This is a genomic window from Desulfococcus multivorans (assembly GCF_001854245.1).
Taxonomy (GTDB): Bacteria; Desulfobacterota; Desulfobacteria; order Desulfobacterales; family Desulfococcaceae; genus Desulfococcus; species Desulfococcus multivorans.
On the sequence record NZ_CP015381.1, the window covers coordinates 3173507 to 3193337 of the forward strand.

16 protein-coding genes are annotated in these 19831 nt (G+C 54.4%); 4 read left to right on the forward strand and 12 right to left on the reverse strand.

Translation table 11 applies throughout. The features are described 5' to 3' along the window. Nucleotides 1–10: 10 nt before the first annotated feature. The 7 genes from dmul_RS13830 to dmul_RS13860 all read right to left on the reverse strand — a co-directional run bounded on the left by dmul_RS13830 (nt 11) and on the right by dmul_RS13860 (nt 8136). Nucleotides 11–622, reverse strand: coding sequence for a DUF3786 domain-containing protein (locus dmul_RS13830; RefSeq protein ID WP_020876641.1), 612 nt, complete (start codon nt 620–622; stop codon nt 11–13). An 84-nt stretch (nt 623–706) separates the two neighbouring features. Continuing rightward, complete coding sequence (locus dmul_RS13835; protein ID WP_020876640.1) at nt 707–2785, reverse strand: acetate--CoA ligase family protein; 2079 nt, start codon at nt 2783–2785, stop codon at nt 707–709. A 234-nt stretch (nt 2786–3019) separates the two neighbouring features. Continuing rightward, on the reverse strand, nt 3020–4450 hold the full coding sequence (locus tag dmul_RS13840) for a cobyrinate a,c-diamide synthase (RefSeq protein ID WP_020876639.1): 1431 nt from the start codon (nt 4448–4450) through the stop codon (nt 3020–3022). A gap of 64 nt (nt 4451–4514) precedes the next feature. Further along, the gene (locus tag dmul_RS13845; protein WP_020876638.1) at nt 4515–4757 is read right to left on the reverse strand and encodes a dissimilatory sulfite reductase D family protein; all 243 of its coding nucleotides are present in this window, start codon (nt 4755–4757) and stop codon (nt 4515–4517) included. Between the two features lie 69 nt (nt 4758–4826). Then, a complete protein-coding gene (dsrB, locus tag dmul_RS13850; RefSeq protein WP_020876637.1) occupies nt 4827–5975 on the reverse strand; it encodes a dissimilatory-type sulfite reductase subunit beta in 1149 nt (382 codons plus the stop codon). 15 nt (nt 5976–5990) lie between these two features. Next, the gene (dsrA, locus tag dmul_RS13855) at nt 5991–7304 is read right to left on the reverse strand and encodes a dissimilatory-type sulfite reductase subunit alpha (protein WP_020876636.1); all 1314 of its coding nucleotides are present in this window, start codon (nt 7302–7304) and stop codon (nt 5991–5993) included. A 208-nt stretch (nt 7305–7512) separates the two neighbouring features. Further along, nucleotides 7513–8136 (reverse strand): tetratricopeptide repeat protein, encoded by a 624-nt coding sequence (locus dmul_RS13860; RefSeq protein WP_020876635.1) that lies wholly within the window; start codon nt 8134–8136, stop codon nt 7513–7515. A 273-nt stretch (nt 8137–8409) separates the two neighbouring features. On the opposite strand from dmul_RS13860, the gene dapA reads away from it, so the two are divergent. Next, nucleotides 8410–9444 carry a 4-hydroxy-tetrahydrodipicolinate synthase gene (gene dapA / locus dmul_RS13865; RefSeq protein WP_020876634.1) on the forward strand — a complete coding sequence of 345 codons (1035 nt, stop codon included), beginning with the start codon at nt 8410–8412 and terminating at the stop codon, nt 9442–9444. A gap of 63 nt (nt 9445–9507) precedes the next feature. Here the strand turns inward: dapA and dmul_RS13870 are convergent, their stop codons facing one another. From dmul_RS13870 to dmul_RS13885, 4 genes are all read right to left on the reverse strand, one after another. Continuing rightward, the gene (locus dmul_RS13870) at nt 9508–10329 is read right to left on the reverse strand and encodes a YkgJ family cysteine cluster protein (protein WP_020876633.1); all 822 of its coding nucleotides are present in this window, start codon (nt 10327–10329) and stop codon (nt 9508–9510) included. Between the two features lie 142 nt (nt 10330–10471). After that, complete coding sequence (locus dmul_RS13875) at nt 10472–11680, reverse strand: two-component system sensor histidine kinase NtrB (RefSeq protein WP_020876632.1); 1209 nt, start codon at nt 11678–11680, stop codon at nt 10472–10474. Beyond that, the gene (locus tag dmul_RS13880; protein WP_020876631.1) at nt 11680–12828 is read right to left on the reverse strand and encodes an iron-containing alcohol dehydrogenase; all 1149 of its coding nucleotides are present in this window, start codon (nt 12826–12828) and stop codon (nt 11680–11682) included. The genes dmul_RS13875 and dmul_RS13880 overlap by 1 nt, the downstream gene beginning before the upstream one ends. Nucleotides 12829–12948: 120 nt before the next feature. Next, the gene (locus tag dmul_RS13885) at nt 12949–13218 is read right to left on the reverse strand and encodes a glutaredoxin family protein (protein ID WP_020876630.1); all 270 of its coding nucleotides are present in this window, start codon (nt 13216–13218) and stop codon (nt 12949–12951) included. Nucleotides 13219–13692: 474 nt separating this feature from the next. Here dmul_RS13885 and dmul_RS13890 point away from each other — a divergent pair, with 474 nt between their 5' ends. From dmul_RS13890 to dmul_RS13900, 3 genes are all read left to right on the forward strand, one after another. Continuing rightward, nucleotides 13693–14859 (forward strand): iron-containing alcohol dehydrogenase, encoded by a 1167-nt coding sequence (locus dmul_RS13890; RefSeq protein WP_020876629.1) that lies wholly within the window; start codon nt 13693–13695, stop codon nt 14857–14859. A gap of 456 nt (nt 14860–15315) precedes the next feature. Continuing rightward, nucleotides 15316–15840, forward strand: coding sequence for a TetR/AcrR family transcriptional regulator (locus tag dmul_RS13895; protein WP_234979219.1), 525 nt, complete (start codon nt 15316–15318; stop codon nt 15838–15840). Between the two features lie 34 nt (nt 15841–15874). Continuing rightward, complete coding sequence (locus dmul_RS13900) at nt 15875–17689, forward strand: acyl-CoA dehydrogenase (RefSeq protein WP_020876627.1); 1815 nt, start codon at nt 15875–15877, stop codon at nt 17687–17689. Nucleotides 17690–17803: 114 nt separating this feature from the next. On the opposite strand, the gene dmul_RS13905 is transcribed toward dmul_RS13900, so the two are convergent. Continuing rightward, nucleotides 17804–19501 (reverse strand): long-chain-fatty-acid--CoA ligase, encoded by a 1698-nt coding sequence (locus tag dmul_RS13905; RefSeq protein WP_020876626.1) that lies wholly within the window; start codon nt 19499–19501, stop codon nt 17804–17806. Between the last annotated feature and the right edge of the window lie 330 nt (nt 19502–19831).

Below are 19831 nucleotides of genomic sequence, written 5' to 3' on the forward strand. Positions count from 1 at the left end.
GCGAATGCCGTTATTTCAGCATTAAGAGCCCCTCCGAAAGCACGTGCCCCAGAACCGCAACGGACTCCATATCCAGGTAGGCCTCCGTCTGCCTTTCGAACAATACGGAGCAGTGGGAAGAGAATTCCTCATCCCGGTCATTGAAGAGCAGCAGCATCGACAGTCGGGGAAGCGGATCGAACTGAATCGAAAGGTCATGGGAAAACAGGGTATCCGGCATTCTTCCCCCCATTTTCTTCGCGGCGGAGGCAAGGCCGTTCACATCTCCCTCAAACCCTTCGGTGATCAGTGCCTCTACCGCTTTCGCGAAATAGACGAGCAAGGGGCCGGCATCCTTGAAATCCCTGAACGAAGTCCACGGCCCCCGCGCTTTAACCGTGTCGGGACACATCAGAAGATATTTGAAGAGTATGATGCACGTACTGTAACAAGGTCGCAGACCGTCGGGCCCGATGACGCCGTCACCCGATATCCGGTGAGGTCTGCCGAAAAAAGAAACGATCAGGCCGTCTGCATCGGCTTCAGCACCCAGAAGCTTTGCACGTGACGGAAGATCGAGGGCTCCGATCATTTCCAGGTAATACCGATAATTTCTTTCGAATACAGGCGATTTTTTTTTCATGAGCGGCATCCTTCCCCGCCGACACCGCATATTGCCGACGGCCGAGGCCCAAGGGATGAAAAGCGAAGCAGCGTCGAACACCGATTACAGCATCACAGCGGCATCCACGGCTACGGGACGCCCCTCTACGACAATGAAAGGGTTGATATCCACCTCGCGAACAGCAGGATAGGCGACACCCAGAGCTCCCAGCCGGACGAGGACATCGGCCAGGGCATCCCGATCGAGGGCGGTTGCCCCGCGAAACCCGTCAAGGAGCTGCTGAGATTTCAGTCGGCCGATGAGGGCCAGGGCATCCCCGTGGCTAAGGGGCGCAACGGCGAATGCGCGATCGTTGAGTGCCTCGGTCAATATGCCGCCCAGACCGCACATCACGCACGGCCCGAATTGGGGATCCCGGATCAGGCCGACAATCAGCTCCAACCCGGCCGGTAGTTGGGGCTGAAGAAGCATCCCCCCCCGCTGACCCACCCGAAGCGCCATCCCTTCGAATTCTCGATGGAGCGTCTCCCGCCCATGGATATTCATCACGACGAGCCCGGCCTCGGTCTTGTGCACCGCACCCGGCACCACCCCTTTCAGAACCACGGGCCATCCGAATCGATCCGCCGCTTTATCGGCCTCTGCCGGAGACATGACCCGAATCTCCTCCACGACCGGAATCCCAGCCCGCTTCAAAATCGATTTTGACGCCCGTTCGTCGAGAACACGGGGGCCGCCGCTTAAACGATCCAAGGGAACGGTCTGTATTTGAATATCCTGGATCCGGTCGTCGACGGGCTGATGCCTTCGCCGGTGATACGCCAGGAGTTTTCCAAGGCAATCAACCGCCCGTTTGACCTCCCTGAAGGCCGGAATCTTGAGATCGAGAGCCTGTCGCTGGAATCGACTCACCGCATTTCGCTCTCCGGATATCCAACAGAAGAGCGGTTTCCGGGCACTATGGGATAGACCGGCCATGATATCGAGCTGCGGTTCCAGATCAAATCCGCCGACAAAACAGTGGGCGAAGACGGCGTCGACCCCGGGGTCGGCCATCAGAACCGCCAGCGTTTCGTTATAAGCCTTGTGGGTTCCGTTGAGAAGGATACCGGGCCAGAGATCCACCGGATTTCCCGGCGCCATCCACGACGGGAAGACATCTTCAAGCCGCGTCAGGGACTCCCGGGAGAGGGTCGCCATAGCGAGCTGCGAATCCACCAGAAAATCGGCCGACACGATCCCGGCACCGCCGCTGTAGGTCATGATCGCCACCCGATTTCCCAGCCCAGAGGGCAAATCGTCGAACGCCTCCAGAACCCGGCAATAATCCATCATCTGGTAGAAATCATCGGCCTCCACCACCCCGGCCTGGCGGAAGGCGCCGCTGACCACGGCGCCGTCACCCGCCATGCTGGCGGTGTGACTCACAGCCGCCGCCGCCCCTTCATCAGACTTTCCCCCCTTCAGGACGACGATCGGTTTGTTTGCCGCTTTGCAGAGGGATATGAATCTGGGCCCGTCGACGATGGATTCGAGATAGAGGCCGATCACCCCGGTATCCGGATCCGCAAGGAGATACTCAAGGAGGTCGCATTCCGCGACATCCATCTTGTTTCCGATGGAGCAGGCCTTACCCATGCCCATGACGCCGTGAGACATGACGTCGATGAGGAAGGCACCGGCCAGCATGCCGCTTTGGACAATGAGGGCGACCTTCCCGGGGATCATCCCCTGCTCCCAGATGGAGGACGTCACTGTTGAGAACACCCGCCGGTTTTTCACGTCCACCAGTCCCATGCAGTTGGGCCCCCAAAGCCGGACACCGCCCTCCCCCGCGATCCGCGCGGTTTCCTGCTGTAGTGCGACGCCTTCGGCGCCGATTTCGGCAAATCCCGCGGATTCAATCATGGCGCCGGGAATGCCGCGTACAGCGCAGTCCCGGATCACCTGAGGAACCATCTCCGCGCCGACGAAGACTACCGCCAGATCCACCGGATCCGGCACCGCCCGCAGCGAAGGATAACATGTCAGGCCTTCAATGGTATCGTACCGCGGGTTGACCGGATAGATCCTTCCCGTGTACCCCTTGAGCAGGTTGGCAATGATGATGTTGCCGCCCTTTTTCGGATTGGCCGTCGCACCGACGACCGCCAATCCCTTTGGGTTGAAAAAATAATCCATCTTCCCCCCTTGAACATACTGTTGGTCATCATGTGTCCCAACTTTCGGTATTCATGGGGCGTACCCTCCCGACACCTCTTCCCGGTCACCGTCATGGAAGTCGAAAGTTAGGTTATTGTCTAAATGCAGATTCTTTCTTAACCGGATCGTTTTCAAAAATCCAGCGTTATGGGTGCGCAGCGGATGTTGAGAGGCGATAAAACGGAAGGATTACAGTATGGAATGATGAGAACGTCAGCGGATATCGGGCAAGACGCGATGCCGCTTTGAAGCGGCGGCCGCGGCGACCATGGCTTCCGCCCATGCGGGCATCCCCAAGGCATGGATATGCGTGTAGGTGGCGAGAACATTTTTATATCGGATGCCGTCCCGTCCACGGATGAATCCCTTTCCTCTCCGCATGCCAAAAACCAGGTCCCGGTCATCCCCTCGCCATTCAAGAACCCGGGAATATCGAAATTCATGGCCCCGGATCTCCGTGCCCACGGCGAAATAAGGATTTTCCGATTCCACCCGAACCACGGTATATCCCAACCCCTGGGGACGGTCCGAAAGCCCGAATACAATGGGCAGAACCCCGGACATGGGGTGCCGTCGTCCGTCTACGACCAGGGCTTCTCCCAGGTACATGAGTCCCCCGCATTCGGCATAGATGGGCATCCCCCCACGGGCTCTGGCTTTCAATCCTGCCATGAATCCGGCATTGCCCGCAAGCCTTTCTGCATGAGTTTCGGGAAAACCGCCCCCAATATAAAGACCGTCCACCTGCGGGAAGGATCCGGCGTCAAATGCACTTATGAAGTTCACCTGGGCTCCGGCCCGCCGAAGGGCATCGATGTTGTCCGGATAATAAAACTGAAAGGCCGAATCCCGCAGGACGCCGATCACCGGCTTGGAATTTTCGGCGAACGCGTCGGTATCCCGCCCTGAAACCAGATACGCCACGGGGACTCGATCCGAAGCGGCAGCCATTGCGATCTGCTCGAGCCTGTCCATATCGAGGTAGCGCCGGGCAATTTCCGCCGCCGCCGCCACCGAATCGACGGCCCAGCCATGCTCCGGCGTCGGTACCAGGCCCATATGACGCTCCGGGAAATTTTCCGCATCCAGCTTCGGAACCGCTCCCACCACCGGAACACCACAATAATGCTCAATGTTTCTTCTGAGGTTCTGTTCGTGACGACTGCCCGCAATTCGATTCAGAATGACCCCTTTGATCCCGAGATCCGGATCGAACCCCAGACAACCCGCCACGACGGCCGCCATGGTACGCGTCGTCTTCGTGCAGTCCAGACTGATCACCACGGGGGCATTCAGCAGTTTGGCCACCTCGGCGGAACTGGTCGTCCCCTCGGTGTCAATGCCGTCATATAACCCCCTGTTGCCTTCGATAACAGCGATGTCGTGTGGGTGGGCGTGGGAAAGAAAGGATCGGAGAACGTCTTGAGGGTGAACCAGAAAGGTATCGAGATTGTAGCAGGGCCGACCAGCCGACAGGGCCAGCCAGCCCGCATCAATATAGTCAGGACCTTTTTTAAAAGGAGCAATGGATTTGCCCAGCCGCCGCCATGCGGCAATAATGCCGATGGACAATATGGTCTTTCCCGCGCCGCCGCGCAAACCGGCGATAAAAATTCTGGGAAAGTCAATATATCTGTGGTGCATAAACGGAACCTGAGGCAAACTCAAAGAGCGTATGAGCGGATTGCTCTGACAAACGAGTCGCGGCTTATTCGTCTTCGTGCTCAGCCGCAGCCTGTTTCCCGGTTCCGGGCATTCCGTACATGGTCGTGCTTCCGCTGGACCAATATTCAAGAACGCCGTCCTCAACAAGCTTGTTCACGATTTTTTTGGCTTCCCTGGGTTTCAGGTCCAGGATCTTGGACAGATCGTTGAAGTAGAACTTGCTTTTGGACTTGAGCTTTTTGGTCAACTCTTCGACGATCAATTTTTTTGCATCCTCGTATTCCATAAATAAACCCCTCAATCCGGAAGCGGGGGATGCATGACTGCATCCCCCGCAGTTTATTGTACAGCGAATTTAGAACTTGAACTGGGTGGACTGGCGCCAGGTATAATACGCCGGATCACGGAAATCGTCGATGAGATGATGGGTGAAAGGCAACTCGCATTTCTCGAAGAATCTTTCCCATCCGATACGCTCGGCCCATTCGCCCAGTCGTTCGTATTTTTTCGCGTCGGCGGCATAGGCTTCGATCATCTTTTTGATGGTGTCGGTCATCTGAGGCCAGCGCGGCACCTCGTTGGGCAGGAAGGCGACAACGACCTTCGAGAACTTGGGCTCGCTGATGCGGTTGGAAACCTTTCCACCGGCCATGAGAACGATACCGTCGCCGTCCTTGTCCGCCAGCGGCAGTGAGGGACACATGGTGTAGCAGTTGCCGCAGAACATGCATCGCTCGTTGTTGACTGCGACGCTCTTCACGGTCTCACCGCTGGGCAGGTCCACCTTGGTCGGCTTGATGGCGCCGGTGGGACAGGCGGCGATGGCCAGGGGGATTTCACACAGTTTGTCCAGGTATTCATGATCCAGCATCGGCGGTTTGCGGTGATACCCCAGGATGGCGATGTCGGAGCAATGCACGGCGCCGCACATGTTGAGGCAACAGGCCATGGAGATTCTGAGCGGAGCGGGAAGCCTCATGTTCTGGAAATCGCTGAAAACCTCGTCCATGGTCGCCTTGACCGTACCGGAGGCGTCGGTGGCGGGGGTATGGCAATGGATCCAGCCCTGCGTGTGAACAATATTGGTGATGCCGGCACCGGTGCCGCCGATGGGAAACTTGAAACTGCCGCCGGCAAACTTGCGACCGGCCAGGTCTTTTTTCAGAGCGTCCACCTTGGACTTGTCATCGACCATGAACTCGATATTGTTCCGGGTGGTGAACCGGAGGTATCCGTCGCAGTGTTTTTCGGCGATCTCGCAGATCTCCCGGATCAGGGAGGTGGTCATGATACGGGCGCCGCCGCAACGGACCGTGTAGACCTCGTCGCCGCCTTCAGCCACGTGCACCAGGATACCCGGCTCGAGAATTTCGTGATACAGCCATTTGCCTTTGTTTTTCGCGATGACCGGAGGATAAAATTCATCAAACTTTTTCGGACCGATGTCGGTGATTCTGTTTTTCATCGGTTCTTTCGGATCATAACCTGAAGAAATAAATGCCATGGTATCTTCTCCTCCTTATCTCAGATGATGTTTTCTGAATTCGTTGATGTCGCGATCCCAGCCGCCCTCGACCTCTTCTTCTTTCCAGAAAATGTAGGGGTTGGAACGGGGTTCGGAAACCATTCGCGGATCGGGATCAATCTCGGTCATCTCGAGCAACTTCTGGAAGCCCTGGCGTTTGATCAACTCACCGAGACGTTCGCGGTTTTTGCCTTCTTCCATCCACCAGTCCCAGACCTTCTCGATCACTTCCTTGATCTCGTCGTAGGGTTCTTCGCATTTGATGAACGGCACCAGCAGGGAGCCCATCTGAGCGCCGTCGAGAATGGGCGCCTTGGCGCCGACCAGGATGGAAAGGCCCTTATCGTCACCGATCTTCAGGGCTCTCGGCATGACGTTGATGCAGTGCATGCAGCGGACGCACTCGCGGTTGTTGATCTCGAGCTTGCCGCCCTCATACTTCATGCAATTGGTGGGGCAAAGGTCGACGACCTCTTTCTGGATGTCGAAAGCGCCCCAGTCGCGACCGGCATGGGCACCGGCGTTGGAGGGGAATTCACCGCCGACGTAAGCGGCGACCGCTTCCTGATCGATCTTGATGTCGTCTTTCCACGTACCGATGAAAGACATGTCTGCGCGGGCGATGGAGGCAACACAACCGTTGGGGCAGCCGTCGAACTTGAATTTGAACTTATAGGGGAAAGCCGGACGGTGAAGTTCGTCCTGGTATTCCATGGTAAGATCGTAGCAGAGGGCCTGGGTGTCGTAGCAGGCGTATTCACAGCGGGCCTGACCGATGCAGTCGGCCGGGGTTCTCAGGTTGGAGCCGGAGCCGCCGAGATCCTGACCCATCCTGTGGGTCAGTTCAAAGAAGACTTCCTCCAGCTGCGGAGTGGTGGTTCCCAGGAAGATGATGTCGCCGGTGGAACCGTGCATATTGGTGATGCCGCTGCCGCGAAGATCCCACAGATCGCAAAGATCCTTCAAGTATTTCGTCGTGTAGAATTTTCCGCCGGGCTGGGCGACGCGCATGGTATGAAAATGGGCAACCCCGGGAAAGGCGTTTGGTTGGTCGCAGTAACGACCGATAACGCCGCCGCCGTATCCGAAAACACCGACGATGCCGCCGTGTTTCCAGTGGGTCGTTCCGTCTTTGAAAGAGAGTTCGAGGACACCAAGGAGGTCTTCAACAACATCGCTTGGGATCTGGAATTCGATATTCTCTTCGTTCTTGGCCCTTTTTTCAGCCTCTGCCTTTAGGTCGGACACGAAACTCGGCCACGGTCCGGACTCAAGCTGATCTAACAAAGGGGTCTCATGCTTCATCATCTTACCTCCATAAGTAGTTTATAGATTAACCATCCTGACTATAGGAAAAACTCATCCCTCCACCAGGGCTTCGGACTCACCTTTAAGGTTCAAAGGCACGGCCACCCCATCAAAACACCGCAATGCTTAAGTGCGGACTTATAAAATCAATCCGCCTGGATGTCAATAGAAAAGCACGGTTGAGAGGAGCCGGATCGGGATCGTCCCGTCAGGAACGATGTTTTTCGATCTCCTCCAGAATCCGGGGCGCCACCTCGTATCCCAATTTCATCGCCTTGTCACAATGCTCCACCGCCTTGCCGTAATCCTTCTTTTCAAGGTAAGCGATGGCCAGATTGTTGTGGGCGACCGCAAAATCCGGAGCGAGGGCCAGGGCCTTGAGGCTGTTTTGGATGCTCTCCTCGATCTCACCTTTCATGAGATAGGCGCTGCCAAGGGAGGCAAACGCCTGAACGAACCGAAAATTGAAGTAGGTCGCCCGCTGAAGCGACTGGATGGCTTCGTCCACCTCGCCCCGCTGAAGATGAACGAATCCGATATTGCCGTGCCCCTCGGAAAATCCCGGTTTGACTTTGACCGCCCGCCGATTGTACTCCAAACAACCGTCAAGATCTCCCTTTCGAAGTGCCAGTCCACCGAGCTGAACATAGGCCTCTGCCAGCCCGGGACTGCATTCCAGTGCATTGAAGAGCTCCTTTTCAGCCTCTTCGTATTTTTGAAGTCCAATCAGGGCAACGGCGAGGTTATAGTAACTCGTGCCGCATTCCGGATTGGCGGCGATCATTTGTCGTTGCTGGGCGATATATTCTTCCGCATTCTTGGCTTTTTCCATGGTACTGCCACTTCCTTTGCATATACATGTTTTTTTAGCGTGAAAGAAATGTAAGTACGCAGACGGCCTCTCATTGTCAAGGGAAAAACATTTTGAAAAATAACACACTTGACATGTCCTGCTGCAGTCCAATATAAAAGAAATTTTCGAATTGTTTTTCGATAAGCCGAATCCATTTCCTTATATTCGTCGAGAACGAGGATCGTCCGGTCAGGAGTTCTAACCGTCTGAAGGTTCGATCAGACCAGGGAATCAAGAAAAGGGAGAATCGTTATGATGGCAGGTACCTACACCGCTCTCGTCACGCCTTTTACGGGTGACGAAATCGATGAGGACGGGATCGAAAGATTGACGGAGTTCCAGATCGCAAACGGGGTGTCGGGCGTTCTGGCCGTCGGGACCACCGGGGAAAGCCCGGTCCTGAACTGGCGGGAACACAACGCCGTTATCGAGAAAATCGCGAAGCTCTGTCGAGATCGATGCAAATGTATCGCAGGAACCGGCAGCAACAACACCCTCGAAGCCTTGGAGGCTACGGAACACGCGGCGACAGCCGGTGTCGATGCCGTCCTGCTGGTCGATCCATACTACAACGGGCCAAGTTCCCTTGAAATCCGGCGGGAATACGTTGCCCCCATCGCTGCACGATTTCCGGAAATTGACGTGATCCCTTATGTCATCCCCGGCAGAACCGGCGCGCAACTGCTGCCGGAAGATCTGGCGCTCCTCAACCAACAATATCCCAATGTTTCAACCGTGAAGGAAGCCACGGGCAATATCGAGAATATGCGCAGGGTCCGATCTTGCTGCGGCCCGGCATTCACGATTCTTTCCGGCGATGACGCTCTCACGCTTCGGATGATGAAGGATCCTGCCATCAAAGCGGGCGGAGTGATATCCGTGGCGTCCAACATCGCGCCAAAGGCCGTCTCCGAAATGGTTCGGTTGCTGGAGGCCGGGGAAACAGAAGCCGCTGATCACCTCGAAGCCGGCCTCGCACCCCTTTTCAGGCTCGTGACCATCACCACCACCGAGAAAACCCCTTACGGGGATGTCGCCTGTCGGGCCAGGAATCCGCTGGGAATCAAAACCCTGATGCATATCCTGGGAATGCCGTCCGGCGTCTGCAGAAGGCCCCTGGGCAAAATGACCGCCAACGGCATCCAGGTCGTGCTGGAGGCTGCCCGGGAAGTTCAGGCCCGGACCCCTGAAATTCTTGCCCCCATCTCGGACTTTTTCGGCATTGACATTGAAAACCGCCTCAATAGTCCCGACAGATGGGAACATCTGTTCTATAAGGAATACTAACCCCGTCCTCCAAAGAAAACTCCTGCCACGCCGCGTTCGGGCGGCAGGAGAAGCATCTTTTCTCTATTTCGGAGATTCCCGGCGTTTTCCACTCCTTACGGATATGCTCTGGGCCGCTTCATTGACCTCAAAATTCTTGTAGTTGAAGAGAAGATCCTTGAGCCACTTCAGGCCAAACTTCAAAAGGGCGACGTCGTCATTTTTGAAGGTCGCCACCGTATCCTTGTCCACATCATAACGTTCCAGAAAGGAGCTTTCGAAGACAAATCGTCGGAACTGATCGATATTGTAGCTTGTCATGAAGAAAAGTTGCTTGCTCTTGTCGGTCAGTTTGATATTGCCCGGAAACGAACGTTTTCTGACCATCAGGTCCGCCCATTCGGCATTGATCTCGTCACGGACATCCACCCCCTGATCCGTCCGCCATTCCCTTACCGTCCAAACGGTCTTTTCTTCGAAACCAAGGCAGTGAGGTTCATTGACGAAGAAAAAAAACCCCTCGTCGTCCGCCCCTTCCTTATGCGCCAGAGAGGCCACACCAAGGGGGTAATAGCGACATGCGCTGGGCCGGTCCGCATAAACCAGGCAGCCGTCATCCCTTACAAATGGACAGGATTGTTGCTCATCGTCCAGAAGTTTGAGGTTGACCACCGGCAGGTCGGTCTTTTCCAGCACCTGGGGTTGGGTGTATAGGGTCAGGAATTCATCCGACGACAATTGAAGCCTTCGCTTCAAAACAATGATATCGTAAGGGGTGAGAATGATGTTGATACCACGACAGCATTTGGTGAAACACTTCACGCCGCTGTGGCATTTGAATTGAAATTTGCTGTCCAGACTGTACTTGACAGGGCTGATGCGCGCCATGGGATCGGGTTTCTCCATCTTCCTGTTCTATATCCTTTCTTGAGTGATCGGGTTCCGGCCGTAACCGGACGATGTCGATACTGAAAATCAGAAAAGTTAGATAATAACAGATTCTCAAGGATTTTAACAGAGGTTAATCCAGGCCCCGGCACCGAAAAGGTCACCTCGCCGCGCGGGGCAGGCGTACCTCGAAGACACTGCCTTCGCCGGCGCTGCTTTTGACCGCGATCTCTCCTTTGTGCTGCCGGATAATATTGTAACAGGTAGACAGCCCGATGCCGATGCCTTTTCCAACCGGCTTGGTCGTGAAAAAAGGCTCGAAAAGTTTGTCCTGGTCCTGGGGTAGGATGCCGCAGCCCGTATCCTCGACACTGAGGGCAATCCATTCATCCCCCTTCTGGAATGTCCGGATCAGAATCGTCCCTTTTTCCTGCACCGCGTCCAGAGCGTTAAGGATCAGGTTGAGGACCACCTGCTTCAACTCCGCACCGACGCCGCAAACCGGCGGAAGCGTCGGGGACAGATCCAGGCAGATGGCTCGCGGAAGGGTCTTTTTCAGCTGATGCTCCAGGATTTTAATGATATCCACCGTAAGTTCGTTAAGGTCCACGGCCGTGTAGGAAACGCGACTCCGGGGGCTGAAAGTGAGAAGATTCTGAACGATATCACGGCAACGGTTGCACTCCGTCATGATGGTCTCGATATACTCTTCGAAATCTTTTTTGAGGCACCGGTCCGTGGGATGCTCTCCCAACCGCTTTTCAAGGATGGGCAGACGGCGCTTCAGTCCTTCGGCAAAACCGGAAACAGCCGCCAGAGGGTTGTTGATTTCATGCGCCACACCAGCGGCCAGGAGGCCGATGGTCGCCATTTTTTCTGTGTGATAATATTTGGCCTGGTAAGCCTTTTCAACAGTGACATCCCGTTTCAACAAAAGAATATGCCGCACATTCCCTATGTTGTCTCGAAGCAGGGACGCCGTGATTTCAAACTGTCGGTTTTCGCCGTTGAGGTTGTAGATATACATGCGTCGACAGGTATCGTTCTGTTTGACCGCCTCGATCATCGGGCAATCGTCGCATGGGCGCTCCCGCCCCCGAAAAACGCGAAAGCAGGTTTCCCCCCTCGGCGCCGGGTGTGAAAAAGTTGAGTAAAACACATGGTTGACCGAGTGGATCCGAAAATCGGGCGCGACTACCGCCATCACGTCGGTAATCCCGTCGATAATTGCCTGCACCTGCTGCCGCTTCTGCTCAAGCTTTATGTTGGTTTCCTGAAGCTCGCGGATCTTGATCTGAACTTCTTTGAAAAAGCCCAGCTTGGTATGGCCCAGACCTATCAGATCCTCCATTGTGGTTTCTCTCGTCATCACCAGGCATCCTCGCAGATCCGTAACATATCCTCCCAGGTCGCAGGACGGGGATTGGTCAACAGGCAGGAATCGTTGACCGCCATCCTGCAGAGCCGGGGCAGTTCCGATCGATCCGGAACGATATCCCGCAGCCGGGTGGAAACATTCAGTGCCTCACAGTATTCCGCCAACTTTTCAATACCGCCATGAGCGGTCTCATCGATATTTTTCAGACGGCGCCCCAGGACGATCTCGCCGATTTTCGCGATCTTCTCGCGACAGGCCGGGAGATTGTATCGCATGACATGGGGAAGAAGCACCGGATGAATCAGTCCATGAACCGCATCCAACATCCCGCCAAGGGAATGGGCCAAGGCATGATCCATGCCAAGACTCGCATTACTGAAGGCCATTCCCGCAGAAGTACTGGCGATGCACAGATTTTCCAGGGCATCGATGGATCCGGTTTCCACCGCACGGGGAAGATGCTTGAAAATCAGTTCGATCGCCTTGAGGGAATGGATCTCGGTGAACGGGGAAGCCAGCAGGGAAACATAGGATTCTACCGCATGGGCCATGGCGTCGATGGCTGCGGCAATAACGAGAGGACGACTCTTGGTGGTCAGGAGAAAGGGATCGATGATCGATATGTTGGGCACCAGCGTGCGGCTGATAATCGACATTTTGACCCGTCTTCGGACATCGTTCACGATGGTGAACTGCGAAACATCCGAGCCGCTGCCCCCCGTAGAGGGGATGAAGACCATCGGCGGCAGCGGTCGCTGAATACGGTTGGCACCTTCATATTCGTGCACCGTTCCACCGTTGCTTGCCACCAGCGCGATGCCCTTGGCCGCATCCATGGGGCTTCCGCCCCCGATAGCCATCACCACGTCGCATCCTTCTTCTATATAGAGGCGCGCACCTTCCTGAACCTGAAAATCCCTCGGGTTGGCGACAACGTCTGAGAAATAGAAACATTTCAGATGCTCATCCTCGATGAGCTCAAAAACCCGATCGACCCAACCCGATTTCTCCAACCCCTCGTCACTGACCAGAAAAATTTTTTCGGCACCGAGACGCTTGGCACACAATCCAGCGTATTTCAGGCTTCCCCGCCCGAAAAAAATCTCGGGGACGGAAAATTTTCGGACCGTTAACGTCATACCTTCTCACCCCTTGTCCATCCGGATTCCAAAGATCGATCCGAAAGCTTCCCGACGTTTTCATGCCGCATACAGACACACCTGCTCCCAAATTCTCCTTGAAACGATCACGGAGAGTTCTCATTCCGACTTCCGCCGATAGGCCGCGATCAACTCCCTGACCTTGTCTTTTTTGTAACCCACCACGACGTCGCCCTCGACCACCAACGTCGGGAAGGAGCAGCTGGGATTGATGGCCTTGAGCGCTTTCATGGCCCGGCTGCGTTCTTCGCCGACCAGCATATCGACATAGGTCCAATCAAACGCCACGCCGCTATCGATCAGAAAGTTTCTCAAGCTCTTGCAATGGGCGCATGAAGACAATCCATACAGTTTTATCGCTTTCTCCATGAGCGTCTCCTCCCATTCGTCGTCTCCGGAACCTGACGCCGGCCGGCAATACGTCGTCGCCTCAAGTCCTGGGCGCCGATCCGAATTTCCCTATCTTGTTAAATTTACCATCAGATCGATATCCGTCAACGGCGGCATTCAGCAACCGTCGCATCGGTTTTTACGCCGGCGTCTCTGCCCGCCGCCTGTTTCCTAATGACCGGAACATGTTCTCAGGACATGTCATTATGACCCAAAACTCCGGCTCAGCATTTCGTCGAAAAAGCGTAAAAGCGTTCCGATCATTTTTTTATGTTATTATTTCAAATAGGTTATTTCATGTATGCATCAATTTATTTTCACCGGAACAGAGATGGCCCTTTTCTTGCTGAATATAAGCTGTAAGAATTTGAGGCCTGTCTTTATTAAGGCGGAAATGAATTTCACATTTCTGTCCAGATTCTAAATTTCATTCATCACAAGGAGGATATCTCCATGGCCGTCCAAGAACAAGTATTTGGTTTTTTTATTCCCACCGTTACGTTGATGGGCATCGGCGCCCATAAGGAGCTCGGAGCACAAATTCGAACGCTGGGTGCTGAGAAGCCCCTTATTGTCACCGACAAAGGCATCACCGGTGCAGGCATTACCGAAAAAATCGTCAATATGGTAAAGGAAGATATCGGCGTAACATGTGCGGTTTTCGATGAAACCATTCCGAATCCCACGGACAAAAACGTTCACGCCGGACTGGAGATTTTCAAGAGCAATGGATGCGATTCCATTATATCTCTGGGCGGCGGAAGCCCCCACGACTGCGGAAAAGGCATCGGCATCGTCGCCACCAACGGCGGGAAAATCAATGATTACGAAGGCGTGAACAAATCCGGCAAAAGCATGCCGCCGTTCATCGCCGTCAACACAACGGCCGGCACCGCCAGTGAGATGACCCGATTCTGTATCATCACGGATACCGGTCGCAAGGTGAAAATGGCCATCGTCGACTGGCGCGTCACCCCGACCGTTGCCATTAACGACCCCCTGCTCATGGCCGGCATGCCGCCATCATTGACGGCCGCCACGGGCATGGACGCCTTAACCCATGCGGTCGAGGCCTATGTATCCACTATTGCCACCCCGGTCACCGATGCCTGCGCACTCCAGGCCATCAGATTGGTCGCCGAAAACCTCAGAGCCGCCGTGGCCAACGGCGCCGATATGATCGCGAGGGATCAGATGGCCTACGCGGAATATCTCGCAGGCATGGCTTTCAACAACGCCAGCCTCGGACACGTTCATGCCATGGCCCATCAGCTTGGTGGATTCTATGACCTTCCCCATGGCGTCTGCAACGCCATTCTGCTGCCTCATGTCTCGAAATTCAACCTGATCGCCAAGATGGATCGCTTTGGAGACATCGCCAGGGCCATGGGTGAAAACACGGAAGGGATGTCCAAGCGTGCGGCGGCCGATGTGGCCCTCGAGGCCATCAAAACCCTTTCCGCCGATGTCGGTATCCCCAGCGGTCTGACCGAATTGGGCGTTAAGGAAGCGGATCTCAAGATCATGGCGGAAAACGCTCAGAAGGACGCCTGCGGCCTGACCAACCCCCGGTGCCCAACCCTGGATGACGTCATCCAGATCTACAAGAACGCACTGTAAACGCCTACGACATGTTGTCCGCTCGCCCCTGATACCTGACACCCGGCCGGCTGCCCGTCGGTCGGGGCTTCTTTTCAGTCCGGATCTTACCACCGACGAAGCCCCCCAAAAATTCTACGCGCCGATCTTCGACAGAGACTGTAATGAATTGAGCCTCATTTTTTCAGTCACCTGTCACGTCCGGCCTTTCTCAAAAACCGTCCTGCCGGCATTATTAACAACCTTCTAAAAGAATAATATAAAATCAAACCGCTTTTGGATCTTTCCGCCTTGGCATGAATTTTCTTGACAGCGCCTACCTGGCCTTGATAATGAATGAACATTCATTCATAATCATAACCCTACGTTTCAAGGAGGTATCCTATCAACACGAAAGCCAAAACAGGTGATAAATACCCACGCATCCTTGAAGCCGCCGTCAAAGTCTTTGCCGAAAAAGGATTTCATCTGTCGACCATTTCCCAGATCGCAAGGGAAGCCGGAGTTGCCGACGGGACGATATACCTCTATTTCAAAAACAAGGATGACATTCTGGTTCAATTTTTTCAATACAAAACCAAACAGGTCTTCAACGGTTTCAGGGAGGAGGTCAAAAAGGCCGACACCGCCGTCGGGAAACTGCGGAATCTGGTATATCGACATCTGACCGAATTTCAAAGCGACCGCAACATGGCCGTGGTTTATCAGTCCTTTGCCCACCATCGAAACGCGCTCGTCGAGGGGAATATTCGGGAAATGTCCAAGATGTACCTCGACATCGTCTCGGAGATCCTGGAACTCGGACAACAGGAAGGATCCATGCGAAAGGATATGTACGTTGGACTGGTCAAGCGTTTTATCCTGGGCGCCGTAGAATCGACAATCAACAACTGGCTCCTCTCGAGAAAAGAATATGATCTCGCCTCAATGGCCGAACCGTTGATCGATCTGTTCATTCGAGGCATCGGCGTGCCGGGAACGCCGCCACAAAACAAGGTGTGAGTTAAAAATTACCATAGATCAAGGAGCACAAAAAATGGCACAGGTTATCGCAGATCGAAGAGACGTGGATTTCGTCCTTCATGAACAGCTGGAAGTCGGCGAATTCAGCAAGACCGAAAAATTTGCCGAGTTCACCCGGAAAACGGTAGATCTGATTATTAACGAGGCTCGCAATCTCGCCGTCAAGGAGATTCTGCCGACCCAGAAGATCGGCGATGAAAAAGGCTGCGCCTTCGATGGTGGAAAGGTCACCGTTCCGGAGGAATTCCATCGGATCTACAAGCTGTTCCGCGAGGGGGAATGGCTGGCCATGAACGAAGATCCCCAGTGGGGCGGCCAGGGCATGCCCCGAACCGTTGCGCTGGCCGCCAACGATTTTTTCAACGGGGCCAATTACGCCTTTATCATGTATCCCGGGTTGACCCACGGTGCCGCGAAACTGGTGGAGGTTTTCGGCTCGGATGAACAAAAGCGGATCTTCCTGAAAAAGATGTATTCCGGAGAATGGACCGGCACCATGCTGCTGACCGAACCCGAAGCCGGTACCGATGTCGGTGCACTCCAGACGACCGCGGTGAAGAATGAGGACGGCACCTACGCCATTACCGGCAACAAAATTTTTATCTCCTCCGGGGAGCACGATCTCACCGAAAACATCATTCATCCGGTTCTGGCACGCATTGAAGGCGCACCTGAGGGTACCAGAGGGATTTCTCTCTTCCTCGTTCCCAAATATCGTGTAAACCCGGACGGCAGCCTGGGCGAATTCAACGATGTGGTCTGCACCGGTATCGAACACAAAATGGGCATTCACGGCAACGCCACCTGCTCTCTGACCCTGGGCGGAAAGGGCAACTGTATCGGGACGCTTCTCGGAGAAGAGAACAAGGGGATGAAAGCCATGTTCCTGATGATGAACGAAGCTCGGGCGCTGGTGGGAATGCAGGGGTTTTGCTGTGCCTCGGCGGCTTATTTGAACGCCGTGAATTACGCCCGGGAACGCATCCAGGGAAAGCACCTGCTTCAGATGATGGATGCCAACGCCCCGGCGGTGCCGATTATACAGCACCCCGACATCCGTCGCATGCTGCTGAAAATGAAATCACTGGTGGAGGGCATGAGAAGCCTGCTCTATTATCACGGATACCTCGACGATCTGAAACACCTCTCGGACGATCCCGAGGAAATCGCCAAATTACAGGGAATGATCGAATTGCTGACCCCCATCGTCAAGGGCTATATCACCGACCGGGCCTTCGAGGTCTGCAGTGAAGGTGTTCAGGTTTTCGGCGGTTACGGCTTCATCAGCGACTATCCCCAGGAGCAACTCCTTCGTGACTGTCGCATTACACAAATCTATGAAGGCACCAACGGCATCCAGGCCATGGATCTTCTGGGCAGAAAACTGGGCATGAACCAGGGCAAGCCTGTGATGGACCTTTTGGCCGAGATGAACAGAACCATCGCTGCAGCCGGGGAAATCCCCGCACTTGAAGATTTCGTGGCCGACTTCAAAGCGGCCGTCAAGAAACTGGGCGAGGTCGGCATGCACATGGGAATGACGGCCATGTCTCCAAAGGTGCTCAACGCCTTTGCTTTCGCCCATCCCTTCATGGAAGTCACCGGTGACGTGGCCGTCGCATGGATGCTGCTCTGGCGGGCGAGCATTGCCGGCCGAAAGATGGACGGCGCGGGAAAGAAAGACAAGGTTTTTTATGAAGGACAGATCAGAAGTGCCGAGTATTTTATCAAATCCGTCCTGCCGATCACCCTGGGAAAGATGAACGCCATCCTCACCAACAATGGTGCGGCGATAGAGATCTCGGAAGACGCCTTCGGCGGCAGATAGACATTGGACACGGAACCGAATCGTCAGCGCGATCCGGTTCCGTGTCATCAAAGAGAACACCCTATAAAAGGCGCTCTGTTATCCAATTCGGCACTTATCAAACAACCATCCATCCTACTGTTTTCCGGCCGCCGCCTCAAGGCGCAAATTCTTTTTGAGTATTTTCCCCACATTCGTTTTAGGCAGGCTCTCCCGAATTTCAATCTCAATGGGCCATTTATATTTGGCCAGTTTGTCCCGGCAATATGACAGAAGTTTCGCTTCGGTCGCCGTTTCACCGGCCTTGAGGACAACATAGACCTTTACGGCCTCACCGCGGGTTTCATGGGGAATCCCCACGGCACAAGCTTCCTGAACCTTGGGATGCCCGTAATAAACCTCCTCGATATCCCTGGGATAGACATTGTATCCCCCCGAGATGATCATGTCCTTTTTACGGTCCACAATGTAGAAATAGCCGTCTTCATCCATTCTGGCGATGTCTCCGGTATGGAGCCACCCGTCCGCCGTCAGGACCGCCTCGGTCTCTTCCTGCATGTTCAGATACCCTTTCATCACCTGGGGGCCTTTGATGAGCAGTTCACCGGACTTCCCGACGGGAACGTCGTCCTCGCCGTTTTCGAGATCGACTATCCGGCAAAGGGTGTCGGAAATCGGAAGACCGATACTGCCGATCTTCCGTTTGTCTCTGTTATATGGATTGACGTGAGTGACAGGTGTCGTCTCCGTGAGGCCGTACCCTTCAACGATCACCGAGCCGGTTTTTTCCTCAAAGGCCCGGATGATCTCGACCGGCAAAGGCGCACTGCCGGAAAAACAGCCCTTGATGGAGGTCAGGTCCGCCTTATCGATATCGGGGTGGTTGAGAAGACCGATAAACATGGTCGGCACCAACGGCACGAAAGAGGGCTTGAACCGGGCGATGGCTTTCAAAAGCGGATCCGGCTGGGGTTTGGGCACCAGAATGTCGGTCCAACCCATATAAACGGCAAAATTCATGGCGGTGGAGAGCCCGAAAACGTGAAAAAAGGGCAGCGCCCCCAACATGATCTCCTCTCCTTTCCGAAAACCGGGAAACCACCCGGCAATCTGTTGAACCTGACGGCTCAGGTTTGCATGGGTCAGCATCACGCCCTTGGAGACGCCGGTGGTGCCGCCGGTGTACTGGTACATGGCCGTATCCTCGAAATCGACATCCACCTCAGGTGGGTTGGGCGCATATCGGGACAGGAGTTTCTTCCATCGATAGACATCCGATGCCGGCTTGACGTCGGCCGCCAGTTTTTTTCGCTTGCCGATCAGCGGAAAAAGAAGGTTCTTGGGAAAGGGCAGATAATCTCCGATGGAGGTAATGACAATATGGTGAAGACGGGTCCGGGGCCTGAGATCGATCATTCGATTTCCCAAAAGATCCAATGTGATCAGAATCTTTGCACCGGAATCCACGAACTGATGTTCCAGTTCCCGGTCCGAGTAGAGAGGATTGTTCATGACCGTTATGGCGCCGATTTTCATGGCGGCGTAATAACTGATGACGCACGGAAGGGTGTTGGGCAGCAATATGGCGACACGATCCCCTTTACGAACATCCATATCATGAAGGCAGGCGGCAAAACGATTCACCATTTCATTCAGCGTATTGAAATCCATGGTATACCCCTCGAAGATCAGCGCCGTCCTGTTCGGAAAATCTCTGGCGGATGCTTCCAGAAACCGGGGCAGCAGCGTGGCCTCGTAATCCAGACGCTGCTTGACATGAGGTCCATAACTTTTTTGCCACGGCCGATCCTGATAATGGATTTCCCTGTTCATTTTTGGCGTCTCCCTTTTCCTTTTCTTTTGTTGCTCCGCAAAACGATCGTTATCGCCTCAACCCCTCGCTTTCCAAATACTTCCCGGCATATAGCGCCCCGGCTCAACCCCCCCTTAAAGTCTTGACATCTTAAGGTTGATATGATAGGGCTTGATTGAGCGCTCGGTCGAATAATCTTTTTTGAATGATACCAAGCCTTCGCTTGGTCGAAAAAATACATAGGCATATTTTATTTCGGGCGACTCCTGGATTGAACAATCCATTATATTGTTGCAACAACAAAACCAATATGCCATAGTTTGTAAATTTTCTCAGATGTAGCGGCCGTT

Coding starts and splice junctions, on each gene's coding strand:
- dmul_RS13885 (WP_020876630.1), bottom strand. CDS start 13,218: ATGGAGAAAGCGATAAAACTGTATGGATTGTCTTCATGCGCCCATTGC.
- dapA (WP_020876634.1), top strand. CDS start 8,410: ATGATGGCAGGTACCTACACCGCTCTCGTCACGCCTTTTACGGGTGAC.
- dsrA (WP_020876636.1), bottom strand. CDS start 7,304: ATGATGAAGCATGAGACCCCTTTGTTAGATCAGCTTGAGTCCGGACCG.
- dsrB (WP_020876637.1), bottom strand. CDS start 5,975: ATGGCATTTATTTCTTCAGGTTATGATCCGAAAGAACCGATGAAAAAC.
- dmul_RS13830 (WP_020876641.1), bottom strand. CDS start 622: ATGAAAAAAAAATCGCCTGTATTCGAAAGAAATTATCGGTATTACCTG.
- dmul_RS13905 (WP_020876626.1), bottom strand. CDS start 19,501: ATGAACAGGGAAATCCATTATCAGGATCGGCCGTGGCAAAAAAGTTAT.
- dmul_RS13835 (WP_020876640.1), bottom strand. CDS start 2,785: ATGGATTATTTTTTCAACCCAAAGGGATTGGCGGTCGTCGGTGCGACG.
- dmul_RS13875 (WP_020876632.1), bottom strand. CDS start 11,680: ATGACGAGAGAAACCACAATGGAGGATCTGATAGGTCTGGGCCATACC.
- dmul_RS13870 (WP_020876633.1), bottom strand. CDS start 10,329: ATGGAGAAACCCGATCCCATGGCGCGCATCAGCCCTGTCAAGTACAGT.
- dmul_RS13845 (WP_020876638.1), bottom strand. CDS start 4,757: ATGGAATACGAGGATGCAAAAAAATTGATCGTCGAAGAGTTGACCAAA.
- dmul_RS13860 (WP_020876635.1), bottom strand. CDS start 8,136: ATGGAAAAAGCCAAGAATGCGGAAGAATATATCGCCCAGCAACGACAA.
- dmul_RS13900 (WP_020876627.1), top strand. CDS start 15,875: ATGGCACAGGTTATCGCAGATCGAAGAGACGTGGATTTCGTCCTTCAT.
- dmul_RS13840 (WP_020876639.1), bottom strand. CDS start 4,450: ATGCACCACAGATATATTGACTTTCCCAGAATTTTTATCGCCGGTTTG.
- dmul_RS13890 (WP_020876629.1), top strand. CDS start 13,693: ATGGCCGTCCAAGAACAAGTATTTGGTTTTTTTATTCCCACCGTTACG.
- dmul_RS13880 (WP_020876631.1), bottom strand. CDS start 12,828: ATGACGTTAACGGTCCGAAAATTTTCCGTCCCCGAGATTTTTTTCGGG.